Here is a 23818-nt window from a genome sequence, read left to right as displayed (position 1 = left end):
GTCAACAGAAGCCTCAGGCCTTGGCCCGGCTTTCCAGGATTTCCACGGCCGGCAGGACCTTGCCCTCGACGAATTCGAGGAACGCGCCGCCACCGGTAGAAATGTAGGAGATCTGCCCGGCCACGCCATATTTGTCGATGGCCGCCAGGGTGTCGCCGCCGCCAGCGATGGAAAACGCAGCACTGTCAGCAATGGCCTGGGCCAGTACCTTGGTGCCGTTGCCGAACTGGTCGAACTCGAACACACCCACCGGCCCGTTCCACAGGATAGTCTGGGAAGATTTCAACAGTTGGGCGAAGTTGGCTGCAGTTTGCGGGCCAATGTCCAGGATCATGTCGTCTTCGGCCACGTCGGCAATGGCCTTGACGGTGGCGGTGGCGCTTTCGGCGAATTCCTTGGCGACCACCACGTCCACCGGCAACGGCACGCTGACCTTGGCGGCGATTTCACGGGCGGTGTCCAACAGATCCGGCTCGTACAGGGACTTGCCCACCGGGTGGCCGGCCGCGGCAAGGAAGGTGTTGGCGATGCCGCCACCGACGATCAGTTGATTACAGACCTGGCTCAGGCTGTTGAGCACGTCGAGCTTGGTGGACACCTTGGAGCCGGCAACGATCGCGGCCATCGGCTGGGCCGGAGAACCCAGGGCCTTGCCCAGCGCGTCCAGTTCGGCAGCCAGCAGCGGGCCGGCAGCGGCGACCTTGGCGAACTTCGCCACGCCATGGGTCGAACCCTCGGCGCGGTGGGCGGTGCCGAAAGCGTCCATCACGAACACGTCGCACAGGGCGGCATATTGCTGGGCCAGCTCGTCCGCGTTCTTTTTCTCGCCCTTGTTGAAGCGCACGTTTTCGAACAGCACGACGTCGCCGGCCTTCACGTCAACGCCGCCCAGGTAGTCGGCCACCAGGGGCACGTCGCGACCCAGAGCCTTGCTCAGGTAGTCGGCCACGGGCTTGAGGCTGTTTTGCGCCGAGAACTCGCCTTCGGTCGGACGACCCAGGTGGGAGCAGACCATCACGGCCGCGCCTTTTTCCAGGGCCAGCTTGATGGTCGGCAGCGAAGCCAGGATGCGCGCGTCGCTGGTGACGACACCGTCCTTGACGGGGACGTTGAGGTCTTCGCGGATCAGTACGCGCTTACCTTGCAGATCGAGGTCGGACATCTTCAACACGGTCATGGGTCGCAATTCCTGGATAACTGTTTAGAGAGCAGGTTGGTTGGAAGCAGAAAGCGCAGCCGCTGTTTGCAGGTAGTGCTCGGCAACGTCCAGCATTCGGTTGGCAAAACCCCATTCGTTGTCGAACCAAGCCAGGATGTTCACAAGCCGCGGCCCGGAAACACGGGTCTGGCTGGCATCGACAATGGCCGAATGAGGGTCATGGTTAAAATCACAACTGGCATGAGGCAACTCGGTGTAGGCCAAAAGGCCTTTGAGCGGGCCGCTGGTGGCGGCTTCGCGCAGGATCCGGTTGACCTCGGTGGCGTCGGTATCGCTCACGGTCTGCATCGTGATGTCGAGGCAGGACACGTTCACCGTCGGCACCCGCACGGCTTTGGCCTGAATTCGCCCGGCAAGTTCCGGCAGTAGCCGCTCAATGCCACGCGCCAGACCAGTGGACACCGGAATCACCGACTGAAACGCCGAACGGGTACGGCGCAAGTCTTCATGGTGATAGGCGTCGATCACCGGCTGGTCGTTCATCGCCGAGTGAATCGTGGTGATCGACACGTACTCCAGGCCAATGGCCTGGTCCAGCAGGCGCAACAGCGGCACGCCGCAGTTGGTGGTGCAGGACGCGTTGGACACCAGCAGTTCCTCGCCAGTCAGGCAATCCTGGTTCACGCCGTAGACGATGGTCGCGTCCACATCCGCTTCGCTGGCCATCGGCTGGGAGAACAGCACCCTTGGCGCACCGGCCGCGAGAAAACGCTGGCCGTCTTCGCGGGTGTGGTAGGCGCCGGAACATTCGAGCACCAGATCGACGCCCAGGGAGGCCCAGTCGATGCCCTCGGGAGTGGCACTGCGCAGCACTTTCACGCAGTCGCCATTAATATGCAGACAGTCACCCTCGACCCGCACTTCACCAGGGAACCGGCCGTGGGTGGAGTCGAAGCGTGTCAGGTATTCGATACTGGCCATGTCGGCCAGATCGTTGATCGCCACAATCTCGAACCCGGCCTTCGCCCCCCGCTCGAACAACGCACGCAGGACGCAACGACCAATCCGGCCGTAGCCGTTGAGTGCAACTTTGTAAGGACGCGATTGGGGCATTGGGGTCTCGATTACCGTGGTGAATCCTTCAGCTCAGTATTGCCTGAGCTACCGCTTTCGCGAGCAAGCCCGCTCCCACAGGAGAAGGTAATCCCATGTGGGAGCGGGCTTGCTCGCGAAGGCGCCAGTCCAGACGACGCAACTTTTGGATCAGTCTTCCAACAGTTCTTCAGCCTGACCCAGGATATTTTCCAGGGTAAAGCCGAACTCCTCGAACAGCGCCGACGCAGGCGCCGATTCGCCGTAGGTGGTCATGCCGATCACGCGGCCTTCCAGGCCCACGTACTTGTACCAGTAGTCGGCGTGAGCGGCTTCAATAGCGATGCGGGCGCTGACTTGCAACGGCAACACGGCCTGCTTGTAGCCAGCATCCTGGGCGTCGAAAACGCTGGTGCAAGGCATGGAAACCACGCGCACGTTGCGGCCCTGTGCGGTCAGCTTGTCGTAAGCCTGCACAGCCAGGCCGACTTCGGAACCGGTGGCGATCAGGATCAGTTCAGGCTCGCCGATGCAGTCCTTGAGCACATAGCCGCCACGGCTGATGTCGCCGATCTGCTCGGCGCTGCGGTCCTGGTGCTGCAGGTTCTGACGGGAGAAGATCAGCGCCGATGGACCGTCGTTGCGCTCGATGGCGTACTTCCAGGCCACCGCCGATTCCACGGCATCGCATGGGCGCCAGGTGTCCAGGTTCGGCGTGCAGCGCAGGCTCGCCAGTTGCTCGATCGGCTGGTGGGTCGGGCCGTCTTCGCCCAGGCCAATGGAGTCGTGGGTGAACACATACAGGATGCGTTTTTTCATCAGCGCCGACATGCGCACGGCGTTGCGGGCGTATTCCATGAACATCAGGAAGGTAGCGCCGTAAGGCACCAGGCCGCCGTGCAGGGCGACGCCGTTCATGATGGCGCTCATGCCGAACTCGCGAACGCCGTAGTACATGTAGTTGCCGCTGGCATCTTCGGCACTCACGCCCTTGCAACCTTTCCACAGGGTCAGGTTGGAACCGGCCAGGTCGGCCGAGCCGCCCAGCAGTTCCGGCAGCAGTGGGCCGAAGGCGTTCAGGGTGTTCTGGCTGGCCTTGCGGCTGGCGATGGTTTCGCCCTTGGCCGCGACTTCAGCGATGTACGCCGAGGCTTTTTCAGCGAAATCGGCCGGCAGCTCGCCGCTGAGACGACGCACCAGTTCGTTGGCCTGCTCAGGGAATTTGGCCGAGTAAGCCGCAAAACGCTGGTCCCAGTCGGCTTCGAGCGCACGACCTTTTTCCTTGGCGTCCCATTCGGCGTAAATGTCGGCCGGGATTTCGAACGGACCGTGGTTCCACTTCAAGGCCGCACGGGTCAGGGCGATTTCCTCGGCGCCCAGTGGCGCGCCGTGGCAGTCTTCCTTGCCTTGCTTGTTCGGCGAGCCGAAACCGATGGTGGTCTTGCAGCAGATCAGGGTCGGCTGGGCGCTTTTGCGGGCGGTCTCGATGGCGGTCTTGATCTCTTCCGGATCGTGGCCGTCGACGTTGCGGATCACCAGCCAGTTGTAGGCTTCGAAACGCTTGGGCGTGTCGTCGGTGAACCAGCCTTCGACTTCGCCATCGATGGAGATGCCGTTGTCGTCATAGAAGGCGATCAGTTTGTTCAGGCCCAGGGTGCCGGCCAGGGAGGCGACTTCGTGGGAAATGCCTTCCATCATGCAGCCATCACCCAGGAATACATAGGTGTGGTGGTCGACGATGTCATGGCCTGGACGGTTGAACTGCGCCGCCAGGACTTTTTCCGCGAGGGCAAAGCCCACGGCGTTGGCGAGGCCCTGGCCCAGTGGACCGGTGGTGGTTTCCACGCCCGGGGTGTAGCCGTATTCCGGGTGGCCCGGGGTGCGGCTGTGCAACTGGCGGAAGTTTTTCAAGTCATCGATCGACAGGTCGTAGCCGGTCAGGTGCAACAGCGAATAGATCAACATCGAGCCGTGGCCGTTGGACAACACGAAGCGGTCACGGTCGGCGAACGAGGGGTTGCTCGGGCTGTGCTTGAGGTAATCGCGCCAGAGCACCTCGGCGATATCCGCCATGCCCATCGGGGCACCGGGGTGGCCGCTGTTGGCTTTCTGCACGGCATCCATGCTGAGGGCACGAATGGCATTGGCTCGCTCACGACGGCTGGGCATCGCTGATCTCCTGCGGGAATTGAATCAAGAATGAATAAAACGAAACTGAAAAAGGCGAGCATTTTCCCTCAGCCACCCGCCTTGGGGCAATGACAGATAGTCATCCTTGGGCGTTTTTCCGGTGGATAAAGGTGCATTCGCCAGGTGAAACCTTTCCGCTGATGGCTTGTAGAGTCAAGCACACGATGGGAAGTGCCATTTATCCAGCAATATCAAAACTTTTTGATATTGACCTTGCGGTGATCCGCCCCCCTCTCTAGACTGCCGCCCTATGAACCTACACGCGCCCTCCATTCGCCATGACGATTGCGACGAGCTGGCGGCCCTCTGCAAGGCCGGCGGCGATCCGTTGCGCCTGAATGTATTGCGCGCCCTGGCCAACGATTCGTTCGGCGTGCTGGAACTGGCGCAGATTTTCGACATCGGCCAGTCCGGCATGAGCCACCATCTTAAGGTTTTGGCCCAGGCCGACCTGGTGGCGACCCGCCGCGAAGGCAATGCCATCTTCTATCGTCGCGCCCTGCCCCACACCGAGTTGTTGGGCGGCAAGCTGCACGCCGCACTGCTCGAAGAAGTGGATGCGCTGGAGCTGCCGACCGGCGTGCAGGCGCGTATCGCCCAGGTTCACCGGCAACGGGCCGCCGCCAGCCAGGATTTTTTCGCCCGGGTTGCGGAGAAGTTTCGCGCCCAGCAAGACCTGATCGCCGGCTTGCCGCAGTACCGCGAAAGCGTCGTGGCGCTGCTCGACAAGCTAAGCTTCGAGCCGGCGGCCACGGCAATCGAAGTCGGCCCCGGCGATGGTGCTTTCCTGCCGGAGCTGGCGCAGCGTTTCAGCCAGGTAACGGCGCTGGACAACAGCCTGGCCATGCTCGAACTGGCGCGCCAGGTCTGCGAGCGGGAAACGCTGCCTAACGTTTGCCTGCAATTGGCCGATGCCTTGGACGGCGTGAACCTGCAGGCTGACTGCGTCGTGTTGAATATGGTGCTGCACCATTTCGCCGCGCCGGCCGATGCCCTCAGGCACATGGCCGAGCTGCTGAAACCGGGCGGCAGCCTGCTGGTGACGGAGTTATGCAGCCACAACCAGAGCTGGGCCAGGGAGGCCTGCGGAGATCTCTGGCTGGGGTTTGAACAGGACGACCTGGCCCGTTGGGCCACCGCCGCGGGCCTCGTGCCCGGGGAAAGCCTCTATGTAGGCTTACGCAATGGTTTCCAGATCCAGGTTCGCCACTTCCAGCGGCCGACTGGCGACACACACCAACGGTAACTTGTAGGAAAACATCGAGATGAGCGAATACTCCCTTTTCACCTCCGAGTCCGTGTCTGAAGGGCATCCGGACAAAATCGCCGACCAGATTTCTGACGCGGTGCTGGACGCCATCATTGCTGAAGACAAGTTCGCCCGCGTGGCGTGCGAGACTCTGGTGAAAACGGGCGTGGCGATCATCGCCGGTGAAGTCACCACCTCGGCCTGGGTCGATCTGGAACAGATCGTGCGCGACGTGATCCTGGGCATCGGCTACAACAGCTCCGAGGTCGGCTTCGACGGCGCTACCTGCGGCGTGATGAACATCATCGGCAAGCAATCGGTAGACATCGCCCAAGGCGTTGACCGCAGCAAGCCGGAAGACCAGGGCGCCGGCGACCAGGGCCTGATGTTCGGCTACGCCAGCAACGAAACCGACGTGTTGATGCCAGCCCCGATCACCTTCTCCCATCAGTTGGTCCAGCGCCAGGCCGAAGCCCGCAAATCCGGCCTGCTGCCATGGTTGCGTCCGGACGCCAAGTCCCAGGTCACCTGCCGTTACGAAAATGGCAAGGTGGTGGGTATCGACGCCATCGTGCTGTCGACCCAGCACAACCCTGAAGTGTCCTACAAGGACCTGCGCGAAGGCGTGATGGAACTGATCGTCAAGCATGTGCTGCCTGCCGAGCTGCTGTCCAAGGACACCCAGTTCCACATCAACCCGACCGGCAACTTCATCATCGGTGGCCCGGTTGGCGACTGCGGCCTGACCGGCCGCAAGATCATCGTCGACAGCTACGGCGGCATGGCCCGTCACGGCGGCGGTGCATTCTCCGGCAAGGATCCATCCAAGGTCGACCGTTCGGCCGCCTACGCCGGTCGCTACGTCGCCAAGAACATCGTGGCCGCCGGCCTGGCCGAGCGTTGCGAGATCCAGGTGTCCTACGCCATTGGCGTCGCCCAGCCTACGTCGATCTCGCTGAACACCTTCGGCACCGGCAAGATCGGCGACGACAAGATCATCAAGCTGGTACGTGAAGTATTCGACCTGCGTCCATACGCCATCACCACCATGCTCGACCTGCTGCACCCGATGTACCAGGAGACCGCAGCCTACGGCCACTTCGGCCGCACGCCGCAAACCAAGACGGTCGATGGTGACACCTTCACCACCTTCACCTGGGAAAAAACCGACCGCGCCGACGCCCTGCGCGCCGCTGCCGGCCTGTAACGCCCGCCGTCAAGAAAAGCCCCTGGCGACCAGGTCGCCAGGGGCTTTTTCATGCCAAACATAACTCTGTGGCGAGGGAGCTTGCTCCCGCTGGGTTGCGCAGCAACCCCAATAGAGCGCGCCGCAGATCCAATATCCCTGAATGTTACATCGGGGGGGGGCGCTTCGCGCCCCAGCGGGAGCAAGCTCCCTCGCCACAGGGGCTTCTATCGGACTTAAGATCGGCGCGCCACCAGCAAAAACGAAGCCGCACTCGCCAACAACCCCGCACACATCCGATTGAACAAACGCTTGCCACTCGGCCGTGCAAACAGCCGCCGCGCATATATCCCCATGTAGCAATACAACCCGATGGCAATGCACTCCAACGCCAGGAACAGTCCGCCGAGCACCGCGAACTGCTGGGTGACCGTGCCGGCGCGGTCAACGAACTGCGGCAGAAACGCGGTAAACAACAGAATCGCCTTCGGATTGCCGATCGCCACCAGAAACTCCTGGCGCGCCAGGTTAACCATCCCCATCGATGCGACCATGGCTTCGATGTCGACCTCAGGCTGAGCGCGCCACAACTGCACGGCCAGGTAAAACAGATAACCGGCGCCGACGAGCTTGATCCCCAGAAACAACAGTTCCGAAGTGTGCAATACCGCCGTGAGCCCCACCGCCGCCAGGGCAATCATGATTGCAAACGCCAGCAATCGACCGATGCCGCCACTGCACGCCCGGACGAAGCCATAACGCGAGGCATTGCTGATGGACAGCAGGTTATTCGGCCCCGGCGCCATGTTCAGGGCAAAACAGGCTGGGATGAAAACAGCGAGCGTCGTCAGGTCCATCGCAGGATTCCAGGCAAATGTGGATCGAGGGTCCATTCTGCGCCGGCCAGTGACGGCTTCAAGGGACAGTTGCGCGGCTAAATCGCTCCGGACTGTACCGCCGCGACTTCGCCATCAGCCTTGGTAAAACCCGGTAACGCTCCGGTCCTCCCAACGTTTGCGGCAGCGACTAGCCTTGCGGTTACTCCACGAGCAAGGATGCTTCGATGCCACCGTTATTACCTGTACTCGCCTGTCTTTTCTTCATTGCCAGCCCTGTCATTGCAGCGCCCTGTCCCGACTGGCCCACCGAACGCGCCCACGCAGAGATTACGGCCCTGCAACGACAAGTCGACGCCTGGGACGACAGCTATCACCGTGGCGGCCATTCGCCGGTGGCCGATGAGCTTTACGATCAGGCCCGCACGCAACTGGGCCAATGGCGTCGTTGCCATGGCCTGGAGATGCCGGCAAGCCCTTTGCGCACGGCGGGCGGGAAGGTGCCGCACCCGGTGGTGCATACCGGTCTGGAAAAGCTCAAGGATGCCAAAGCGGCGCAGGCCTGGCTGCGCGGCCGGGAAGACGTCTGGGCCCAGCCCAAAGTCGATGGCGTGGCCGTCACGCTGATCTACCGCCAAGGCTTGCTGCACCAGGCGATCAGTCGCGGCAATGGCGTCCGGGGACACGATTGGACGTTGAATGCGCAAAAAATCGACGCCATCCCCCAACAACTGCAACAACCCCTGGACCTGCTCGTCCAGGGCGAGTTGTACTGGCGGCTGGGCGCTCATGTCCAGGCCAGCAGCGGAAGTCTCAATGCTCGGGGGACGGTGGCGGGCTTGATGGCGCGGCGCAATCTGACCGCCGAGGAAGCAGCAGGCATCGGCCTGTTTGTCTGGGACTGGCCCGAAGGGCCGGACACCCTGCCCGACCGGATGATGGCCCTGAGTAACCTGGGCTTCGCTGACACCATCGCCTACAACGAGCCTGTCCAGGCATTGGCCGACGCCGAGCGTTGGCGCAACCACTGGTATCGCACACCCTTGCCGTTCGCCAGCGACGGGATCGTCCTGCGCCAAAGCCACCGCCCGAGCGCCGACCGCTGGCAGGCCCGGACGCCGTTCTGGAGCGTGGCCTGGAAGTACCCGCATGCGCAGGCATTGGCCGAAGTTCGCAAGGTGCGCTTCAAGATTGGCCGCACCGGACGGGTCACGCCGGTGCTGGAGCTTGAACCCACCCTGCTCGACGACCGACAGATCCGCCGGGTGAGCGTCAGCTCGCTCAAGCGCTGGGAGGAGCTGGACATCCGTCCCGGCGACCGGGTCGCCATCAGCCTGGCCGGGCTGACGATTCCGCGACTCGAAAACGTGGTCTTGCGCAGTGTCGTGCGCGAAGAAATCAGCGTTCCGGTGGCAACCGATTATCACCTGCTGAGTTGTTGGCAACCGACACCGGGCTGCGAGAGCCAATTCCTCGCGCGCCTCAATTGGCTCAGCGGCAAACACGGGCTCGCCCTGCCCCATGTCGGCCCCGGCACCTGGGAAAAACTCCTGGCCGCCGGTCGGCTCGACGGTTTGCTGGATTGGATGACCCTCGATGCCGCCGAGCTTGCTAACATGACCGGCTTCGGCGAACTCAGCGCCAATCGCTTGCTCACCAGTTTGCGCAGCGCCCGCCAGCGCCCCTTCGGCCAATGGCTCAAGGCCCTTGGCCTGCCGCCCGTTGGCGAGGCCCGGCTGGAGGGGCCCTGGCAGGCACTGGCCGAGCGCAGCACTGAGCAATGGCAAGCCGAAGCTGGCATCGGACCGGGACGCGCCGCGCAATTAAGCGCGTTTTTTCGCGCCCCTCAGGTCCAGGCCTTGAGTCAAATGTTACGCACCGCCGGTGTCGACGGGTTCTAATCGGCACCCGCGCGGTTGAACCCGAGGGGCCAATTTGTGCTCCAACAGCGCATCTGTGCCGACCGCTCGCGATTTATCTACGGAGTTGCTATGAATTTCCTGTCACCCGTTGCCCTGCTGGTCATATGCAGCGCCATGGCCGCGCCTTTGCTGGCGGACGAGCAAGCCCCGGAGCTCACCGGCTGCGCAGCCAAGCGCCAGGGCATCATCAACCAGATCGAGCTGGCCAAGTCCCGTGGCAACCAGGATCAGCAAGCGGGCCTGGAGACTGCGCTGGACGAGGTCACCACCCATTGCACCGACGCGTCCTTGCGCAAAGAACGTGAAAACAAGGTGCTTGAAGCCAAGCATGAGGTAAGTCGGCGCCAGGCCGACCTGGAAAAGGCCATGAAGAAAGGCGACGCCGAGCGGATCAACAAACGCAAGGACAAGCTGGCGACTTCCCGCAAGGAGCTGCAGGAAGCGGTGGATGAACTGGATAAATAAATGCTGAAGGATCGCCGGCCTCGGTCACTGCCCGAGCCGGCAATCCTTCACGGCCCATCAATGGTCGCGAAATTCCTTATGGCAGGCGCTGCACGCATCTTCGACCTTCTGCACCGCCGGCCCCAGGTTGCTGGCTTTGTAGGGCTGGATTTGGCTGGCGACCACCAGCTCTCCAGTGGCGGTTTCAAGGTGGCGGGCCAGTTCCTGGAAACGCGCCTGTTTCTGCCAGACGTCATCCCGGGCGCTGGTATGGTCCTGCTCGCGCACTTGGGGAAAATGCTTCCACGGTTCGTGGGACAGTTGATCGAGTTGTACCGCGCCCTCGGCGAACCGCGCACCGTCGAACGGAACGCGGCCACGCAGCATGCCGCCCAACTCTTCACCGGTCTTGAGCATCTGTTTGAAAATCGCCTTGCGCTGGCCCAGGGGCGAATTGGGATCGACGCCGCCACAGGCGGATAACATCAGGCAGGCCAGCACGGTCACAGAAAATCGTTTTACAAACATCTTGGCCTCGGGACAGGAAACGACGGTCAGTATCCTCGGGTCATTGGCAAAGACCAATGGCCCTATCAACAATAAGGGTTGTTCGGGCTGCGGATACAGCGCTCGGACGACTGCAAAGGAAATCTTCATGAACAGCCGCTTCAAGACCTGGCACAAAGGCCTGGCATTGACCCTACCGCTGATCGCGCTACTGACCGGTTGCAATCGCGGCGAACAGGTCGAAGAGCCCAAGACCCATGCCCTGGCGACCTATGTCAGCGCGCCATGGGACGCCCTGCCGGCGGTATCCGATGAAGACCTGCTGGCCGGTTTCGGCGCCTGGCGCAGCGCCTGCCCCCGGCTCAAGGCCGACCCGAACTGGGGCCTGACCTGCACGGCGGCGGCCAATGTGCCGCAGACTGCCCGGGACGTACGCGCCTTCTTGAAACAGAATCTGGATGTCTATGGGCTGCGCTCGGGGGACAACAGCCCCAACGGCCTGATCACCGGCTACTACGAACCGGTCTACCCGGGCAGCCTGACCCGTACCGCCACTGCGAATGTCCCGGTGTACGGGGTGCCGGAAGACATGATCATCGTGTCGCTGGACAGCATTTATCCGGAGCTCAAGGGCAAGCGCCTGCGCGGCCGGCTCGAAGGCCGGGTGCTCAAGCCGTACGACGATGCCGCCACCATCGAGACCAAGGGTGTGAAAGCACCGGTCATCGCCTGGCTGACCGATCCGATGAACCTGCAATTTTTGCAGATCCAGGGCTCGGGACGCATCCGCCTCGATGACGGCCGCCAACTGCGCATTGGCTATGCCGATCAGAACGGCCACCCTTACCGGCCCATCGGTCGCTGGCTGGTCGAACAAGGGCAACTTGCGAAGGAAGACGTGACCATGGGCACCATCAGCGCCTGGGCCAGGGCCAACCCGAACCGGATTCCGGAGCTGCTGGGCAGCAACCCCAGCTACGTGTTTTTCAACCGCAATCCCGACAGCAACGAAGGCCCGCGTGGTTCGTTGAATGTGCCACTGACCGCCGGCTACAGCGTGGCGGTGGATCGCAAGGTGATTCCGTTGGGCAGCCTGCTGTGGCTGTCCACCACCCGTCCCGACGGCAGCGCCGTGAACCGACCCGTCGCCGCCCAGGACACCGGCGGCGCGATCACCGGTGAAGTGCGCGCGGATCTGTTCTGGGGCACCGGCGAGGCCGCGGGGCAACTGGCCGGAGACATGAAGCAGCAGGGACAGATCTGGATGCTCTGGCCCAAAGGCCTGGCGCTGCCGCAAGTGCCGCAGGTGGCGAATGCGGTGACGGCCAACCCGTAAGGATGCGCCGACTGACAGGGCCCTTTCGCGAGCAAGCCCGCTCCCACATGGAATTGGAGTTGACTCGAAATCCGAGATCAACGCAGACCAGTGTGGGAGCGGGCTTGCTCCGGGAGGCGATCCGACGAAGAGGCCGGCACAGGCACCAACGACTTGGCCGCCAGGCTCAGATCGAAACAAAGAAGAAACTCGCCACCAGCCCCACCCCCACCAACCACACCAGCGAACGCAGGATCGCCCAGTCCGCCAGGTAGCAGATGATGTAAAGCAGCCGGCTGGTGATGAACAGCACCGCCAGCACATTGATGGTCACAAGCTCAGCGTTGCCGGCCAGGTGCGCGACGATGACTGCGGCGGCGAAGGCCGGGTTGATTTCATAGCCGTTCAGTTGCGCGGCATAGGCACGCCGGGGGACACCATCGAGGCTTTCCAGGAAATCCCGCGGGTCGTGGTTGTCCTGTAACCGGAATCTACCGCCGACCTTGGCGATGACGACGCACAGATAAGGCAGCACGAAGGCAATCAAAATACACCACAGGGCAACCGTCATGACGCAGTTCCTTCTTCGGTTTTCAGGGGAAATAGGGCTGGATGGCGCGGGCAAGGACTCCATCACCCCCATGCCTGGCAGCATCCGTCCGCAAGCTAAGAGCCGCGTACGGCCGAAAGGTTCTCGCAAAGAACGCATGCCGAATCACCCATCGGCAGGACGATGAATGGATTCGCGATCCAGCGCCAGCTGTTTATACTGCCAGCCACCACGCCGCATTCAGTTGCGCATACTCCAATTCCAACAATCTTGCTGATGCCCGTATCCTTTGAAACGGAGCACCCGCATGCGTATGCCTGATCAGCGTCAAGACTATAGACAGAGACCTTGCGCATGCCACTCGCCTTGCTTGCTTTGGCCGTCGCCGCTTTCGGCATCGGCACGACTGAATTCGTCATCATGGGGCTATTGCCCGACGTCGCCCGTGACCTGGCGGTGAGCATTCCCCAGGCTGGGCTGCTGATCACCGGCTATGCCCTGGGCGTGGTATTTGGCGCGCCGATCCTCGCCATCGGCACCGCCAACATGCCGCGCAAGGCCACATTGCTGGGCATGACCTTGATGTTCATCCTCGGCAACGTGCTCTGCGCGCTGGCGCCGAACTACGTCACGCTGATGGCCGCCCGGGTCGTTACCGCGCTGTGCCACGGAGCGTTTTTCGGCATCGGTTCGGTGGTGGCGGCCGGGCTGGTGGCGCCGAACAAACGGGCCCAGGCGATTGCCATGATGTTCACCGGTCTGACCCTGGCGAACGTGCTCGGCGTGCCGTTGGGCACAGCCTTGGGCCAATACGCCGGTTGGCGCGCGACTTTCTGGGCGGTAGCGGTCATCGGTGTGATCGCGGCGATCGCCCAATGGGTCTGGCTGCCCCGGGAAATTCCCATGGAGAAGGCCAACCTGGCCAGCGAGTTCAAGGTCCTGGGCAAGGCCAAAGTGCTCCTGGCCCTGGGCATGAGCGTGCTGGCCTCCACCAGCCTGTTCAGCGTGTTCACCTACATCGCGCCGATCCTGCAGGACATCACCGGCGTCAGCCCCCATGGCGTCACGCTCATGCTGTTGTTGTTCGGGGTCGGCCTGACGGCGGGCAGTTTCCTCGGCGGACGCCTGGCCGACCGGCGCCTGTTGCCGTCGCTGGTGGGCATGACCCTGGCCGTGGTGCTGGTGCTGGCCGCGTTCAGCCAGACCAGTCAATCCGTGATTCCAGCGGCGGTCACCCTGGTGCTGTGGGGCATCTTCGCCTTCGCCCTGTGCCCGATCCTGCAATTGCTGATCATCGACCAGGCCTTTGAGGCGCCGAACCTCGGCTCGACCCTGAACCAGAGCGCATTCAACCTCGGCAACGCCGCGGGCGCGTGGATCGGCGGCCTGGTGGTCGCCAGCGGCGCGGATCTGGCGGACCTGCCGTGGACCGGGGCATTGGTCGGCGGCCTGACGACCTTGACGGCGTTGTTCTACATCTACCGGCAGCGACGCTTGGCAGCGCTGGCTGTTTGATGGCCGAAGAAATCCACCCCACCCGTGAGCGAATGGGCTGCGCGTTCAGTAGGAAAATATTCCGGTACTCGCAGGTTGTTTTACCTGACTGCTGGAAGCCCCGTTCCAGAGCCCTTTGATTGAAATCCGCCGGGAAGCGTTGGCAAACGGCGGTTATTTTTCCAATTGAGTCATCGGGAAAAATCCCGGCAGGTTTTGTTTAAAGTTCGGTCCCCCTTATCCCTGGGTCCAAGGAACGAACCTGAATGCCTTTACCTTCGATACAACACTTCATTACTCAGCGCTCGAACCCTACCGAGCCATCGAATGAGATCACCAGCACGACGCCCCCCGAAAATGAGCGCGTATTGGTACGCAACGCAACAGGACAGTCGATCACGATCATTGAATATGCCGACGGTAGCGCCAAGCTCCTGATGGATCACCCGCCAATCCATTGTTTGAACCTGAGTGGCGGAGGCGTCAAAGGCGCCGCCTACTCCGGCGCCATCGCCGCACTCGAAGCCATGGGCGTATTGGAAGCTATCCGGCTGATCTGCGGCGTCTCAGCCGGGGCCATTTCGGCCGCTTTACTGGCCAGTGGCATGAACCATGAAGGCTTCGACAGGATTTCTGACGACGTCCCCCTTATCTCGTTGCTCGATAGCGCAAAGGCCGACGTTGCGGCTGAGCAGCAGGAATGGTCAAGGATGGGCAAAAACATGAAAGCCATCCCCTTCGTGCAATTGCTTTGTGATTTGCTGCCGCGCCTGGGCTCTGAAGGCACAAAGCTGAAAGAGCTGATCAGGAAAGAGTCTTGTGCGGCTCTTTTGGCTTGCTGCGAACAACAAACCGGGCTTTGTGAAGACGCGCAACGGGCCATCGCCAACGTTCGGAATAACCAATACATCACGTTTGGCGACCTGAAGGTGCTGAGCGAGGAGATTAAACAAATCAAGGCGCTGGAAATCGCCGGCACTGCCATGTACGAGGACGGCGCGCAACGGGTGGTGTTCTGTGCGGAGCTTACCCCCGAAATGGATATTGCCGAGGCGGCGCTCATTTCTGCGGCCCTGCCGGTGGTATTCAGCAAACCGACCCAGCAGGGGCTGCCGTTCCAACTGAGAAGACAAGAAGGTAGCAACGACGGTATCGATGAAATCACCAAATTCGTCGACGGCGGCGTCAAGCAGAACACACCGATACACGGTCTCGACCGCCCCACTGTCAGGATGAGCCCGATTCCGGACGCGGACACGGAACAGTTGATCCTCGTATTCGAGTCCGAACCGGGTGAAACGAAAATGCACGGTACGGGGCTATCGACCCTGGTCGACAAAATTCTGGGGAGATCTTTTACAGCGGACGGTGCACGGCTTGAGGAACGGCTGAAGCCCCTCAAGGATAAAACGATTGTCGTTCCAATGAAGATCAAGAGTGGCAATTTCAGTGGTACGTTCAACGGGACAATCAACTTCCCGATGAGCAAGGAGGTCAAAAACGAGCTCCAGGAAGCGTTGCGCAAGAAGACAGTGGACCATCTGAACAAACGCAACGCCGAACAACTGGTCTTCCAGTTCCCCTCATCGCGAGCCGCCCTGCTGGCGTTGAACAACGACCAGTTCGCGCAATTGGAAATGGAGCCGGAAGGCAGAGAAACCTATGCCGAAGTGAGTCATTTCAGGCAAAAGGCCCGGCAAGCGTTGGCGAACCTGAAGGAGGCGATCAAGGCTGCCAACCAAATGTCCGACAAGCTTGAGCCAAACCCGGCAATGCTCCACGCCGTTTCAGCGCTCGATGACCTTGCGGACCAACCTGACAAACTGGAGTGGTTGGCGAAAAGCCTCAATCACGGCAACGACCCGGATTTCATGCAGTTCCTGCAGGCGACAGTCCTCTGGGACGAGGGCGCATCCGACATCGCTTCCACGGTCACGAGTCGCGCCGTTGAGGAGATGCGGCGCCATGACCTTGCTGCCCGTATCGATAACGTCATTGAATATGTGCTCTATCCCTCACGTTATCTGGGCGGCCAGCCCCAGAAGAACCTGGACCTGATCGCCGGCGCCCTCAGGGAGCTGTCGCAGGCGCAGAACGAAACGGACTTCAACAAGGCGCTCATCCGCCTCATAGCAAACTACAAATCACGCCTCACCGGCCTGACTCCGTTGAGCTCAACCACCATCGATGAACTGGAAAAAAGGCTGATAAAAACCCGATCGCCGATCTGAGTGGCAGCTTGCAAGCGGCTTCCCGCCTATTGCGAATCAACACGCCGCTCATCCTCACTCGAACGACTGGCCTTGGGCGGCCCTTCCTCGCTACGAATCTGTGCGTGGCTGAGCAAGGCAAAGATGAAGCTGCCGCCGACGATGTTGCCGGCCAGGGTCGGCCCGGCGAAGACCAGCCAGAAATCCTTCCAGGCCAGCTCCCCGGCGAACACCAGGTAGGACACCTCCGCCGAACCCACGACGATGTGGGTGAAATCCCCCAGTGCCATCAGGTAGGTGATCAGGATAATGGTCCACATCTTGGCGCTTTCCATGGACGGGATCATCCAGACCATCGTGGCGATCATCCAGCCGGAAATGATGCCCTTGGCAAACATCTGGCCGGTGTCGTTCTCCATGACTTTGCGGCCGATCTCCAAGAAGGCCAGGTCGGTGCGCTGGTCGAAGATCGGCAGGTGCAGCATCACATAGGCCACCAGCAAGGTGCCGCACAGGTTGCCCACCAACACCACGCTCCATAGCCGCAGCAAGCGGCCGAAATTGCCCAGGGTGGGTTTGCTCATGACCGGCAGCACGGCGGTCAGGGTGTTTTCGGTGAATAATTGCTGACGGGCGAGAATCACCGCGAGAAAGCCTGCGCAGTAGCCGAAACTAGCGATCACCTTGAAGCCTTCGTGGTCCGGCAGCCGGGAGTTGAGCAGCCCCATCGCCATCAGCGAAAGGCCCATGGTCAATCCCGCTGCCAGGGCCGACCACCAGAGCGCGGTGATACTGCGCTCCAGCTCCTGGTCACCCTGGATGCGGATGATTTCATGCAGCACCGCGGCCCGGGGCGGCTGGTTGCGGTTGACTTCGTGCTTTTCCTGCGGAGACAGGTCGGGGGTCTTGCCGTCTTTGTCAGTGTCCATAAAGCGCCCGTAGCGAGGTCGTGATGAATCTACGACACGCGGCGTTCGCAGCTGTTCAGTGGGTTGAGGCAATGTTGTTGCATGCCCTGGGCCTCATCGCGAGCAGGCTCGCTCCTACAAGGAATTCGCGGCGATCAAGCATTCAATGAGCGCCGCAAAATCAAATGTGGGAGCGGGCTTGCTCGCGAAGGCGGTGTATCAGCTGACGAATATGTTGCCTGACCCACTGCTTTCGCGGGCAAGCCCGCTCCCACAGGGGATTGCGGGGCCCATCCATTTTGCGCCACGTCCGGAGCCCCTGCTTGCGATGGCACCCCCGATCCTACTCGCTGATGTCGTCCTTGAACTGATCCTTCACATACTTGATCTCGGTCCGGCCATGGGGCGCAGGCAGCCCGTCTTCGCCGAGGTTGACGAAGACCATTTTTTCCACGGTCAGGATGCTCTTGCGGGTGATCTTGTTGCGCACCTCGCAGGTCAAGGTGATGGAGGTGCGGCCAAATTCGGTGGCGGTGATGCCCAGCTCGATGATGTCGCCCTGGCGCGAGGCGCTGACAAAGTTGATCTCCGAGATGTACTTGGTGACAACGCGCTGGTTGCCCAGCTGGACGATGGCATAGATCGCCGCTTCTTCGTCGATCCAACGCAACAGGCTGCCACCGAACAGCGTGCCGTTGGGGTTGAGGTCTTCGGGCTTGACCCATTTGCGGGTGTGGAAATTCATGTTCACTCCTCAATGTCTGGCCGATGGATAGCCGCATCATGGCAGACCGGGTCGCCCGGCTCTATGTCGCGCCCCCTATAACGATCATCGGCAATTTTGATTTGCCGACAGAAACCCTTTTGGAAGATCCGATTAGGCCGTTATAATCGCCCCCGTTTCACCCCGGTCCTCGCTTTGGACCGTTCCCGCCACCTGTCCGAGGGGCGCTGCAGCAGGCTCGACCTGTCAGGCTCGGATGGGGCGTTGTTCGTACGGGTCACCTGCACGGGCACTAAACGCACAACGGCGCCCATTCGCATACATTACGAATGGAGGCTCTTCATGAGCGCTGTTATCACGCCTGCAGATTTTACCGATTACAAAGTCGCCGACATGTCCCTGGCCGCCTGGGGCCGTCGCGAGATCATCATCGCCGAATCCGAAATGCCAGCGCTGATGGGTCTGCGTCGCAAGTATTCCGGTGAGCAGCCACTCAAGGGCGCAAAAATCCTCGGCTGCATCCACATGACCATCCAGACCGCCGTGCTGATCGAAACCCTGGTTGCCCTGGGTGCCGAAGTGCGCTGGTCGTCCTGCAACATTTTTTCCACCCAGGACCAGGCCGCTGCCGCCATTGCCGCCGCCGGTATCCCGGTATTCGCCTGGAAAGGCGAGACCGAGCAAGAGTACGAGTGGTGCCTGGAGCAGACCATCCTCAAGGATGGCCAGCCATGGGACACCAACATGATCCTCGACGACGGCGGCGACCTGACCGAGCTGCTGCACAAGAAATACCCGGCCGTGCTGGACAAGGTCCACGGCGTGACCGAAGAGACCACCACCGGCGTACACCGCCTGCTGGACATGCTGGCCAAGGGCGAGCTGAAGATCCCGGCGATCAACGTCAACGACTCGGTGACCAAGAGCAAGAACGACAACAAGTACGGCTGCCGTCACAGCCTCAACGACGCCATCAAGCGCGGCACCGACCACTTGCTGTCCGGCAAGCAGGCGCTGGTGATCGGCTACGGTGACGTGGGCAAGGGCTCGGCCCAGTCCCTGCGCCAGGAAGGCATGATCGTCAAGGTTTCCGAAGTCGACCCGATCTGCGCCATGCAGGCCTGCATGGACGGTTTCGAGCTGGTCTCGCCGTTCATCGACGGTAACAACGACGGCACCGAAGCCAGCATCGACAAGGCACTGCTGGGCAAGATCGACCTGATCGTGACCACCACCGGCAACGTCAATGTCTGCGACGCCAACATGCTCAAGGCCCTGAAGAAGCGCGCCGTGGTTTGCAACATTGGCCACTTCGACAATGAAATCGACACCGCTTTCATGCGCAAGAACTGGGCATGGGAAGAAGTGAAGCCACAGGTCCACAAGGTGCACCGCACCGGAGCCGGCAGCTTCGACCCACAGAACGACGACTACCTGATCCTGCTGGCCGAAGGCCGCCTGGTAAACCTGGGCAACGCCACCGGCCACCCGAGCCGCATCATGGACGGTTCGTTCGCCAACCAGGTCCTGGCCCAGATCTTCCTGTTCGGCCAGAAATACGCCGACCTGTCGCCGGCCCAGAAAGCCGAGCGCCTGACCGTGGAAGTGCTGCCCAAGAAACTCGACGAAGAAGTGGCCCTGGAAATGGTCCGCGGTTTCGGCGGCGTGGTCACCAAGCTGACCAAGCAACAGGCTGACTACATCGGCGTGACCGTCGAAGGCCCGTTCAAGCCGCATGCTTACCGCTACTGATCGGCGACCGCCTGCTCTCCTTGTGGGAGCGGGCTTGCTCGCGAATGCGGCGCCTCATTCAACATTAATGTCGTCTGGCCCATCGCATTCGCGAGCAAGCCCGCTCCCACCTTGTGATGTACAAGGCTTAAAGCCTACGAGTTTCCAAGGATATGACCATGTCCCAAGACCGTCGCTACAGCTTCGAGTTCTTCCCGACGAAGACCGATGCTGGGCATGAAAAACTGATCGCCACCGCCCGTCAGCTGGCGAGCTACAACCCCGACTTCTTCTCCTGCACCTATGGGGCCGGCGGTTCGACCCGTGACCGCACGATCAACACCGTTTTGCAGCTTGAGAGCGAAGTCAAAATCCCCGCCGCCCCGCACCTTTCCTGCGTGGGCGACAGCAAGGCTGACCTGCGCAGCCTGCTGAGCCAGTACAAGGCAGCGGGCATCAAGCGGATCGTGGCCCTGCGCGGTGACCTGCCCTCCGGCATGGGCATGGCCAGCGGCGAACTGCGCCATGCCAACGACCTGGTGGACTTCATTCGTGAAGAAACCGGCGAGCATTTCCACATCGAAGTAGCGGCTTACCCGGAGATGCATCCCCAGGCGCGCAACTTTGAAGATGATCTACGCAATTTCGTCCGCAAGGCCAATGCTGGCGCCAACAGCGCGATCACCCAGTACTTCTTCAATGCCGATAGCTACTTCTACTTTGTCGAGCGCGTACGCAAGCTGGGTGTCGACATTCCTGTAGTCCCGGGGATCATGCCGATCACCAACTACAGCAAGCTGGCGCGCTTTTCCGACGCCTGCGGCGCAGAAATCCCGCGCTGGATTCGCAAGCAGCTGGAAGCCTATGGCGACGACACCTCCAGCATCCAGAGCTTCGGCGAGGAAGTCATCACGCAGATGTGTGAACGCCTGCTGCAAGGTGGCGCACCGGGGCTGCATTTCTATACCCTCAACCAGGCCGAGCCGAGTCTTGCGGTGTGGAACAACCTCAAGCTGCCGCGTTGATGGCTTGATGGCTTGATGGCTTGATGGCTTGATGGCTTGATGCGAACAAAGGGCCCTGGCGAAAACCAGGGCCTTTTTTCATTTTGCCATGGCGTTCGGGGACGATCGTGGCCGCTCAATGAACCAGCCTGCACCCAGCACGCCAAAGGTCTGCAACAGGCAACCAAGGTACAGGCCAGAGCGCTCTAGCTATTTGATGGGCTCTGGGCGTAACCTCAGGCCATGCCCGTCATTGCCCACTTACTGACCGCCTTTCTTCTCTTGTGCCTGAGCATGGTTGCCCGGGCCGAAAAGTTGCGCATCGTCACCGAACCCTGGGCGCCCTACGTCTTTGAAGAGAACGGTAAGGCCTTGGGGTTGGACTACGAAACCACGGCTATCGTGTTCAAGCGCCTGGGCATCGACGTGGAATGGCAGTTCCTGCCATGGAAGCGTTGCCTGGCGATGCTGGAACAGGGGCTGGCGGACGGTGCGCTGGACATTTTCCAGAACAGCGAGCGCGATGCGATGCTGCTGTACCCCAGCGAACCGCTCTCGGACGTGGAGTTCGTGATGTTCTACGCCAATGCCCGCCCCCATCCGTTTCGCTCGCTCGACGACCTGGGCGGCCTGACTATCGGCACCTCGCCCGGCTATCTCTACAGCCAGGCCTTCAGTGAAGCCCGCCACTTCAAGCGGGAAACGGCGCCGACCCACGAAGCGAACTTCGGCAAGTTGCAACTGGGCCGGATCGACCTGCTGATCACTGACCGCAGGGTCGGCCGATACGTGCTCGAGCAGATGCAACTGGGCGACCAGATCACCGAAAACCCGGTCGTGGTGAGCCGTCAAAGCCAATACCTGGCGGTGCGCCGCAAGGCCGGGATGGATCTGTTGGTGCAGCGTTTCGGCGCCGAACTCAAGCGTTTCAAGCGCGAACCGGCCTATGCCGAACTGAGCGCCCGCTATGGTGCCGGCCCGGTCGCCAAGGTCACAGCCCCCGGTCCTGCCGTCCCGCAAATAAACCGTTGAGCAGCAGGAAAGCGGCGCACGGCGTTTGCTCTGTTATACTCGCGCCTTCCCGCCAGGCTCACGCCCGGACGCCCGGTCTTGCAAACGGTCTCCCGACACCGCTACAGCGCAGCTTCCAGCCCGCGCGAGCCGTGTCCCCAAGAGCCTTTGAGACCCGGCAGGACCGGACGGGATGACGTCTTTTTCACTGAAGTCATTCGCGCCAGGCAAGACTATCCCATTGGGCCAGGCCCTCACTAAAACAGGATTACTCATGTCCTTTGCTTCCCTCGGTCTCTCCGAGGCTTTAGTCGGCGCCATCGAAGCCGCCGGCTACACCGAGCCTACCCCGGTGCAACAGCGGGCCATTCCCGCCGTGTTGCAGGGTCGCGACCTGATGGTCGCCGCACAGACAGGTACTGGTAAAACCGGCGGTTTCGCCCTCCCGATCCTGGAGCGGTTGTTTCCCAACGGTCACCCGGACAAATCCCAGCGTCATGGCCCGCGCCAACCGCGCGTACTGGTCCTGACCCCGACCCGCGAACTGGCGGCCCAGGTCCACGAGAGCTTCAAGATCTACGCTCGCGACCTGAAATTCGTCAGCGCCTGCATCTTTGGCGGCGTTGGCATGAATCCCCAGGTCCAGGCAATGGCCCGTGGGGTCGACGTGCTGGTCGCCTGCCCCGGTCGCTTGCTGGACCTGGCCGGCCAGGGCAGCGTCGATTTGTCCCATGTTGAAATCCTCGTGCTGGACGAAGCCGACCGCATGCTCGACATGGGCTTCGTCCATGACGTGAAGAAGGTCCTCGCCCGCCTGCCTGCCAAACGCCAGAACCTGCTGTTTTCGGCGACGTTCTCCAAGGACATCACCGACCTGGCCGGCAAGCTGCTGCACAACCCGGAACGCATCGAAGTCACGCCGCCCAACACCACGGTCGAGCGCATCGAGCAGCGCGTGTTCCGCCTGCCGGCCAGCCACAAGCGCGCCCTGCTGGCGCACCTGATCACCACCGGTGCCTGGGAACAGGTGCTGGTATTCACCCGCACCAAGCACGGCGCCAACCGCCTGGCCGAGTACCTGGACAAGCATGGCCTGCCGGCCGTGGCGATCCACGGCAACAAGAGCCAGAACGCGCGCACCAAGGCCCTGGCCGACTTCAAGGCCGGCGAAGTGCGGATCCTGGTTGCCACTGACATCGCCGCCCGCGGCCTGGACATCGACCAGTTGCCACACGTGGTCAACTTCGAACTGCCGAACGTCGATGAAGACTACGTGCACCGTATCGGCCGTACCGGTCGGGCCGGTCGTTCGGGCGAAGCGATCTCGCTGGTCGCGCCGGACGAAGAAAAGCTGCTCAAAAGCATCGAGCGCATGACCAGGCAGAAGATCCCTGACGGCAACCTGATGGGCTTCGATGCCAGCACCATTGAGGCCGAGAAGCCTGAAGTGCGTGAGCGTCCGGACGTGCGCAACCCGCGCAACGCCCGTGGCCCGCGTGGCGATGGCCCCAATGGCGGCGGCGGTGGCGGCGGTCGCAAGGACAAAGGCAAGGACAAGGGCAAGGAAAAAACGGCCAGCAACAGCCGTGGCGAACGCCCGGCTCGCGAGCAAAAGCCCCGTGAAGGCACGCCGGCCCGTGAGCAGCAGCGTCCAGCCCCACGCGCCGCAGCCGATCGCGCCCCGGATGAGTTCCTGGACGACGATGTCGATAACTTCGGTAACCGCGTCGACTATGTGCCGCAGCAGAAACCGGCCCAAGGCCGCGGTCGCCGCCCAGGCGCCCCGGCGCAGGGCGCAGGTGCCGGTGCCGGTGCCGGTGCTCCGCGCGGTGGTCAGTCACAGGGGCGCCAGAACGGTCCGCGCAACAGTAACGGCTCGTCCACTGGCACCCCTCCGGGCAAGCGCAGCGGCCCACGCAACGGCGCGCCGCGTGACGGCCAGGCCCGTCGCGAAGACCGCCCTCGTCGTCCGGCCGGTGATGACCAGCCTCGCCAGGAACCCGCCGTGCAGAACCCGCGTGGCAACCAGCCAAAGATCATGCACAAGGAATCGAAAGCCGATCGCTTCCCGACGCCTGAGCAGCTGGACCAACTGCCAAGTCGCCCACGGGGCGAAAAACCAGCGCTGCTGACCCGCAACCGCTGAGTTTTCCAAGCCGCAAAAAAATGCCCCTGATCTCACGGTCAGGGGCATTTTCATTTGATCGCCACAAATCCCTGGTGGGAGCGGGCTTGCTCGCGAATGCGGTGTGTCAGGCAACATTGTCTGCGACTGTCACACCGCAT

The 23818-nt window shown here is 61.8% G+C and carries 19 protein-coding genes and 1 riboswitch; of the genes, 11 read left to right on the top strand and 8 right to left on the bottom strand.

Going from position 1 to position 23818, the window contains the following annotated elements; genetic code table 11:
- Positions 1–13: 13 nt before the first annotated feature.
- From RGM2987_RS20240 to tkt, 3 genes are all read right to left on the bottom strand, one after another.
- Positions 14–1177 carry a phosphoglycerate kinase gene (locus RGM2987_RS20240; RefSeq protein WP_245144603.1) on the bottom strand — a complete coding sequence of 388 codons (1164 nt, stop codon included), beginning with the start codon at positions 1175–1177 and terminating at the stop codon, positions 14–16.
- Positions 1178–1201: 24 nt separating this feature from the next.
- On the bottom strand, positions 1202–2272 hold the full coding sequence (gene epd / locus RGM2987_RS20235) for an erythrose-4-phosphate dehydrogenase (protein ID WP_245144602.1): 1071 nt from the start codon (positions 2270–2272) through the stop codon (positions 1202–1204).
- A gap of 150 nt (positions 2273–2422) precedes the next feature.
- A complete protein-coding gene (gene tkt / locus RGM2987_RS20230; RefSeq protein ID WP_245144601.1) occupies positions 2423–4420 on the bottom strand; it encodes a transketolase in 1998 nt (665 codons plus the stop codon).
- 271 nt (positions 4421–4691) lie between these two features.
- On the opposite strand from tkt, the gene RGM2987_RS20225 reads away from it, so the two are divergent.
- The gene (locus RGM2987_RS20225; protein WP_245144600.1) at positions 4692–5687 is read left to right on the top strand and encodes a metalloregulator ArsR/SmtB family transcription factor; all 996 of its coding nucleotides are present in this window, start codon (positions 4692–4694) and stop codon (positions 5685–5687) included.
- A gap of 19 nt (positions 5688–5706) precedes the next feature.
- Entirely contained in the window at positions 5707–6897 is a 1191-nt protein-coding gene (metK, locus tag RGM2987_RS20220; RefSeq protein WP_245144599.1) for a methionine adenosyltransferase, read from the top strand.
- A gap of 215 nt (positions 6898–7112) precedes the next feature.
- On the opposite strand, the gene RGM2987_RS20215 is transcribed toward metK, so the two are convergent.
- Positions 7113–7733 carry a LysE family translocator gene (locus RGM2987_RS20215; protein WP_245144598.1) on the bottom strand — a complete coding sequence of 207 codons (621 nt, stop codon included), beginning with the start codon at positions 7731–7733 and terminating at the stop codon, positions 7113–7115.
- A 206-nt stretch (positions 7734–7939) separates the two neighbouring features.
- Here RGM2987_RS20215 and ligB point away from each other — a divergent pair, with 206 nt between their 5' ends.
- The gene (gene ligB / locus RGM2987_RS20210; RefSeq protein WP_245144597.1) at positions 7940–9613 is read left to right on the top strand and encodes an NAD-dependent DNA ligase LigB; all 1674 of its coding nucleotides are present in this window, start codon (positions 7940–7942) and stop codon (positions 9611–9613) included.
- 90 nt (positions 9614–9703) lie between these two features.
- A complete protein-coding gene (locus RGM2987_RS20205; protein WP_245144596.1) occupies positions 9704–10099 on the top strand; it encodes a DUF1090 domain-containing protein in 396 nt (131 codons plus the stop codon).
- Between the two features lie 57 nt (positions 10100–10156).
- Here RGM2987_RS20205 and RGM2987_RS20200 read toward each other — a convergent pair whose 3' ends face one another.
- A complete protein-coding gene (locus RGM2987_RS20200; RefSeq protein ID WP_245144595.1) occupies positions 10157–10606 on the bottom strand; it encodes a cytochrome c in 450 nt (149 codons plus the stop codon).
- Between the two features lie 127 nt (positions 10607–10733).
- On the opposite strand from RGM2987_RS20200, the gene RGM2987_RS20195 reads away from it, so the two are divergent.
- Positions 10734–11921 (top strand): MltA domain-containing protein, encoded by a 1188-nt coding sequence (locus RGM2987_RS20195; protein ID WP_245144594.1) that lies wholly within the window; start codon positions 10734–10736, stop codon positions 11919–11921.
- 166 nt (positions 11922–12087) lie between these two features.
- Here RGM2987_RS20195 and RGM2987_RS20190 read toward each other — a convergent pair whose 3' ends face one another.
- Positions 12088–12471 (bottom strand): MAPEG family protein, encoded by a 384-nt coding sequence (locus tag RGM2987_RS20190; RefSeq protein ID WP_245144593.1) that lies wholly within the window; start codon positions 12469–12471, stop codon positions 12088–12090.
- 333 nt (positions 12472–12804) lie between these two features.
- Here RGM2987_RS20190 and RGM2987_RS20185 point away from each other — a divergent pair, with 333 nt between their 5' ends.
- The gene (locus RGM2987_RS20185; RefSeq protein ID WP_245144592.1) at positions 12805–13965 is read left to right on the top strand and encodes an MFS transporter; all 1161 of its coding nucleotides are present in this window, start codon (positions 12805–12807) and stop codon (positions 13963–13965) included.
- Between the two features lie 245 nt (positions 13966–14210).
- Positions 14211–16175: a patatin-like phospholipase family protein gene (locus RGM2987_RS20180; protein ID WP_245144591.1), complete on the top strand. Its 1965-nt coding sequence runs from the start codon at positions 14211–14213 to the stop codon at positions 16173–16175.
- A 26-nt stretch (positions 16176–16201) separates the two neighbouring features.
- Here RGM2987_RS20180 and RGM2987_RS20175 read toward each other — a convergent pair whose 3' ends face one another.
- Positions 16202–17083 carry a formate/nitrite transporter family protein gene (locus RGM2987_RS20175; RefSeq protein ID WP_245144590.1) on the bottom strand — a complete coding sequence of 294 codons (882 nt, stop codon included), beginning with the start codon at positions 17081–17083 and terminating at the stop codon, positions 16202–16204.
- Positions 17084–17405: 322 nt separating this feature from the next.
- Positions 17406–17807, bottom strand: coding sequence for a hotdog domain-containing protein (locus tag RGM2987_RS20170; RefSeq protein ID WP_280640011.1), 402 nt, complete (start codon positions 17805–17807; stop codon positions 17406–17408).
- Between the two features lie 192 nt (positions 17808–17999).
- A riboswitch (S-adenosyl-L-homocysteine riboswitch) is annotated at positions 18000–18105 on the top strand.
- A 23-nt stretch (positions 18106–18128) separates the two neighbouring features.
- Here RGM2987_RS20170 and ahcY point away from each other — a divergent pair.
- The 4 genes from ahcY to RGM2987_RS20150 all read left to right on the top strand — a co-directional run bounded on the left by ahcY (position 18129) and on the right by RGM2987_RS20150 (position 23678).
- On the top strand, positions 18129–19538 hold the full coding sequence (gene ahcY, locus RGM2987_RS20165) for an adenosylhomocysteinase (protein WP_245144589.1): 1410 nt from the start codon (positions 18129–18131) through the stop codon (positions 19536–19538).
- A 158-nt stretch (positions 19539–19696) separates the two neighbouring features.
- Positions 19697–20542, top strand: a complete 846-nt coding sequence (gene metF, locus RGM2987_RS20160; protein WP_245144588.1) for a methylenetetrahydrofolate reductase [NAD(P)H] — start codon at positions 19697–19699, stop codon at positions 20540–20542.
- 222 nt (positions 20543–20764) lie between these two features.
- On the top strand, positions 20765–21553 hold the full coding sequence (locus RGM2987_RS20155) for a transporter substrate-binding domain-containing protein (RefSeq protein WP_245144587.1): 789 nt from the start codon (positions 20765–20767) through the stop codon (positions 21551–21553).
- Between the two features lie 253 nt (positions 21554–21806).
- Complete coding sequence (locus RGM2987_RS20150) at positions 21807–23678, top strand: DEAD/DEAH box helicase (protein WP_245144586.1); 1872 nt, start codon at positions 21807–21809, stop codon at positions 23676–23678.
- Positions 23679–23818 lie beyond the last annotated feature (140 nt).

This window comes from Pseudomonas sp. RGM2987, from assembly GCF_022952855.1.
GTDB lineage: Bacteria > Pseudomonadota > Gammaproteobacteria > Pseudomonadales > Pseudomonadaceae > Aquipseudomonas.
This window is presented reverse-complemented; position numbering and strand designations above follow the sequence as displayed.

Coding starts and splice junctions, on each gene's coding strand:
- RGM2987_RS20150 (WP_245144586.1), top strand. CDS start 21,807: ATGTCCTTTGCTTCCCTCGGTCTCTCCGAGGCTTTAGTCGGCGCCATC.
- RGM2987_RS20190 (WP_245144593.1), bottom strand. CDS start 12,471: ATGACGGTTGCCCTGTGGTGTATTTTGATTGCCTTCGTGCTGCCTTAT.
- RGM2987_RS20200 (WP_245144595.1), bottom strand. CDS start 10,606: ATGTTTGTAAAACGATTTTCTGTGACCGTGCTGGCCTGCCTGATGTTA.
- epd (WP_245144602.1), bottom strand. CDS start 2,272: ATGCCCCAATCGCGTCCTTACAAAGTTGCACTCAACGGCTACGGCCGG.
- RGM2987_RS20155 (WP_245144587.1), top strand. CDS start 20,765: ATGCCCGTCATTGCCCACTTACTGACCGCCTTTCTTCTCTTGTGCCTG.
- tkt (WP_245144601.1), bottom strand. CDS start 4,420: ATGCCCAGCCGTCGTGAGCGAGCCAATGCCATTCGTGCCCTCAGCATG.
- ligB (WP_245144597.1), top strand. CDS start 7,940: ATGCCACCGTTATTACCTGTACTCGCCTGTCTTTTCTTCATTGCCAGC.
- RGM2987_RS20240 (WP_245144603.1), bottom strand. CDS start 1,177: ATGACCGTGTTGAAGATGTCCGACCTCGATCTGCAAGGTAAGCGCGTA.
- RGM2987_RS20225 (WP_245144600.1), top strand. CDS start 4,692: ATGAACCTACACGCGCCCTCCATTCGCCATGACGATTGCGACGAGCTG.
- RGM2987_RS20195 (WP_245144594.1), top strand. CDS start 10,734: ATGAACAGCCGCTTCAAGACCTGGCACAAAGGCCTGGCATTGACCCTA.
- RGM2987_RS20215 (WP_245144598.1), bottom strand. CDS start 7,733: ATGGACCTGACGACGCTCGCTGTTTTCATCCCAGCCTGTTTTGCCCTG.
- ahcY (WP_245144589.1), top strand. CDS start 18,129: ATGAGCGCTGTTATCACGCCTGCAGATTTTACCGATTACAAAGTCGCC.
- metK (WP_245144599.1), top strand. CDS start 5,707: ATGAGCGAATACTCCCTTTTCACCTCCGAGTCCGTGTCTGAAGGGCAT.
- RGM2987_RS20170 (WP_280640011.1), bottom strand. CDS start 17,807: ATGAATTTCCACACCCGCAAATGGGTCAAGCCCGAAGACCTCAACCCC.
- RGM2987_RS20175 (WP_245144590.1), bottom strand. CDS start 17,083: ATGGACACTGACAAAGACGGCAAGACCCCCGACCTGTCTCCGCAGGAA.
- RGM2987_RS20205 (WP_245144596.1), top strand. CDS start 9,704: ATGAATTTCCTGTCACCCGTTGCCCTGCTGGTCATATGCAGCGCCATG.
- metF (WP_245144588.1), top strand. CDS start 19,697: ATGTCCCAAGACCGTCGCTACAGCTTCGAGTTCTTCCCGACGAAGACC.
- RGM2987_RS20185 (WP_245144592.1), top strand. CDS start 12,805: ATGCCACTCGCCTTGCTTGCTTTGGCCGTCGCCGCTTTCGGCATCGGC.
- RGM2987_RS20180 (WP_245144591.1), top strand. CDS start 14,211: ATGCCTTTACCTTCGATACAACACTTCATTACTCAGCGCTCGAACCCT.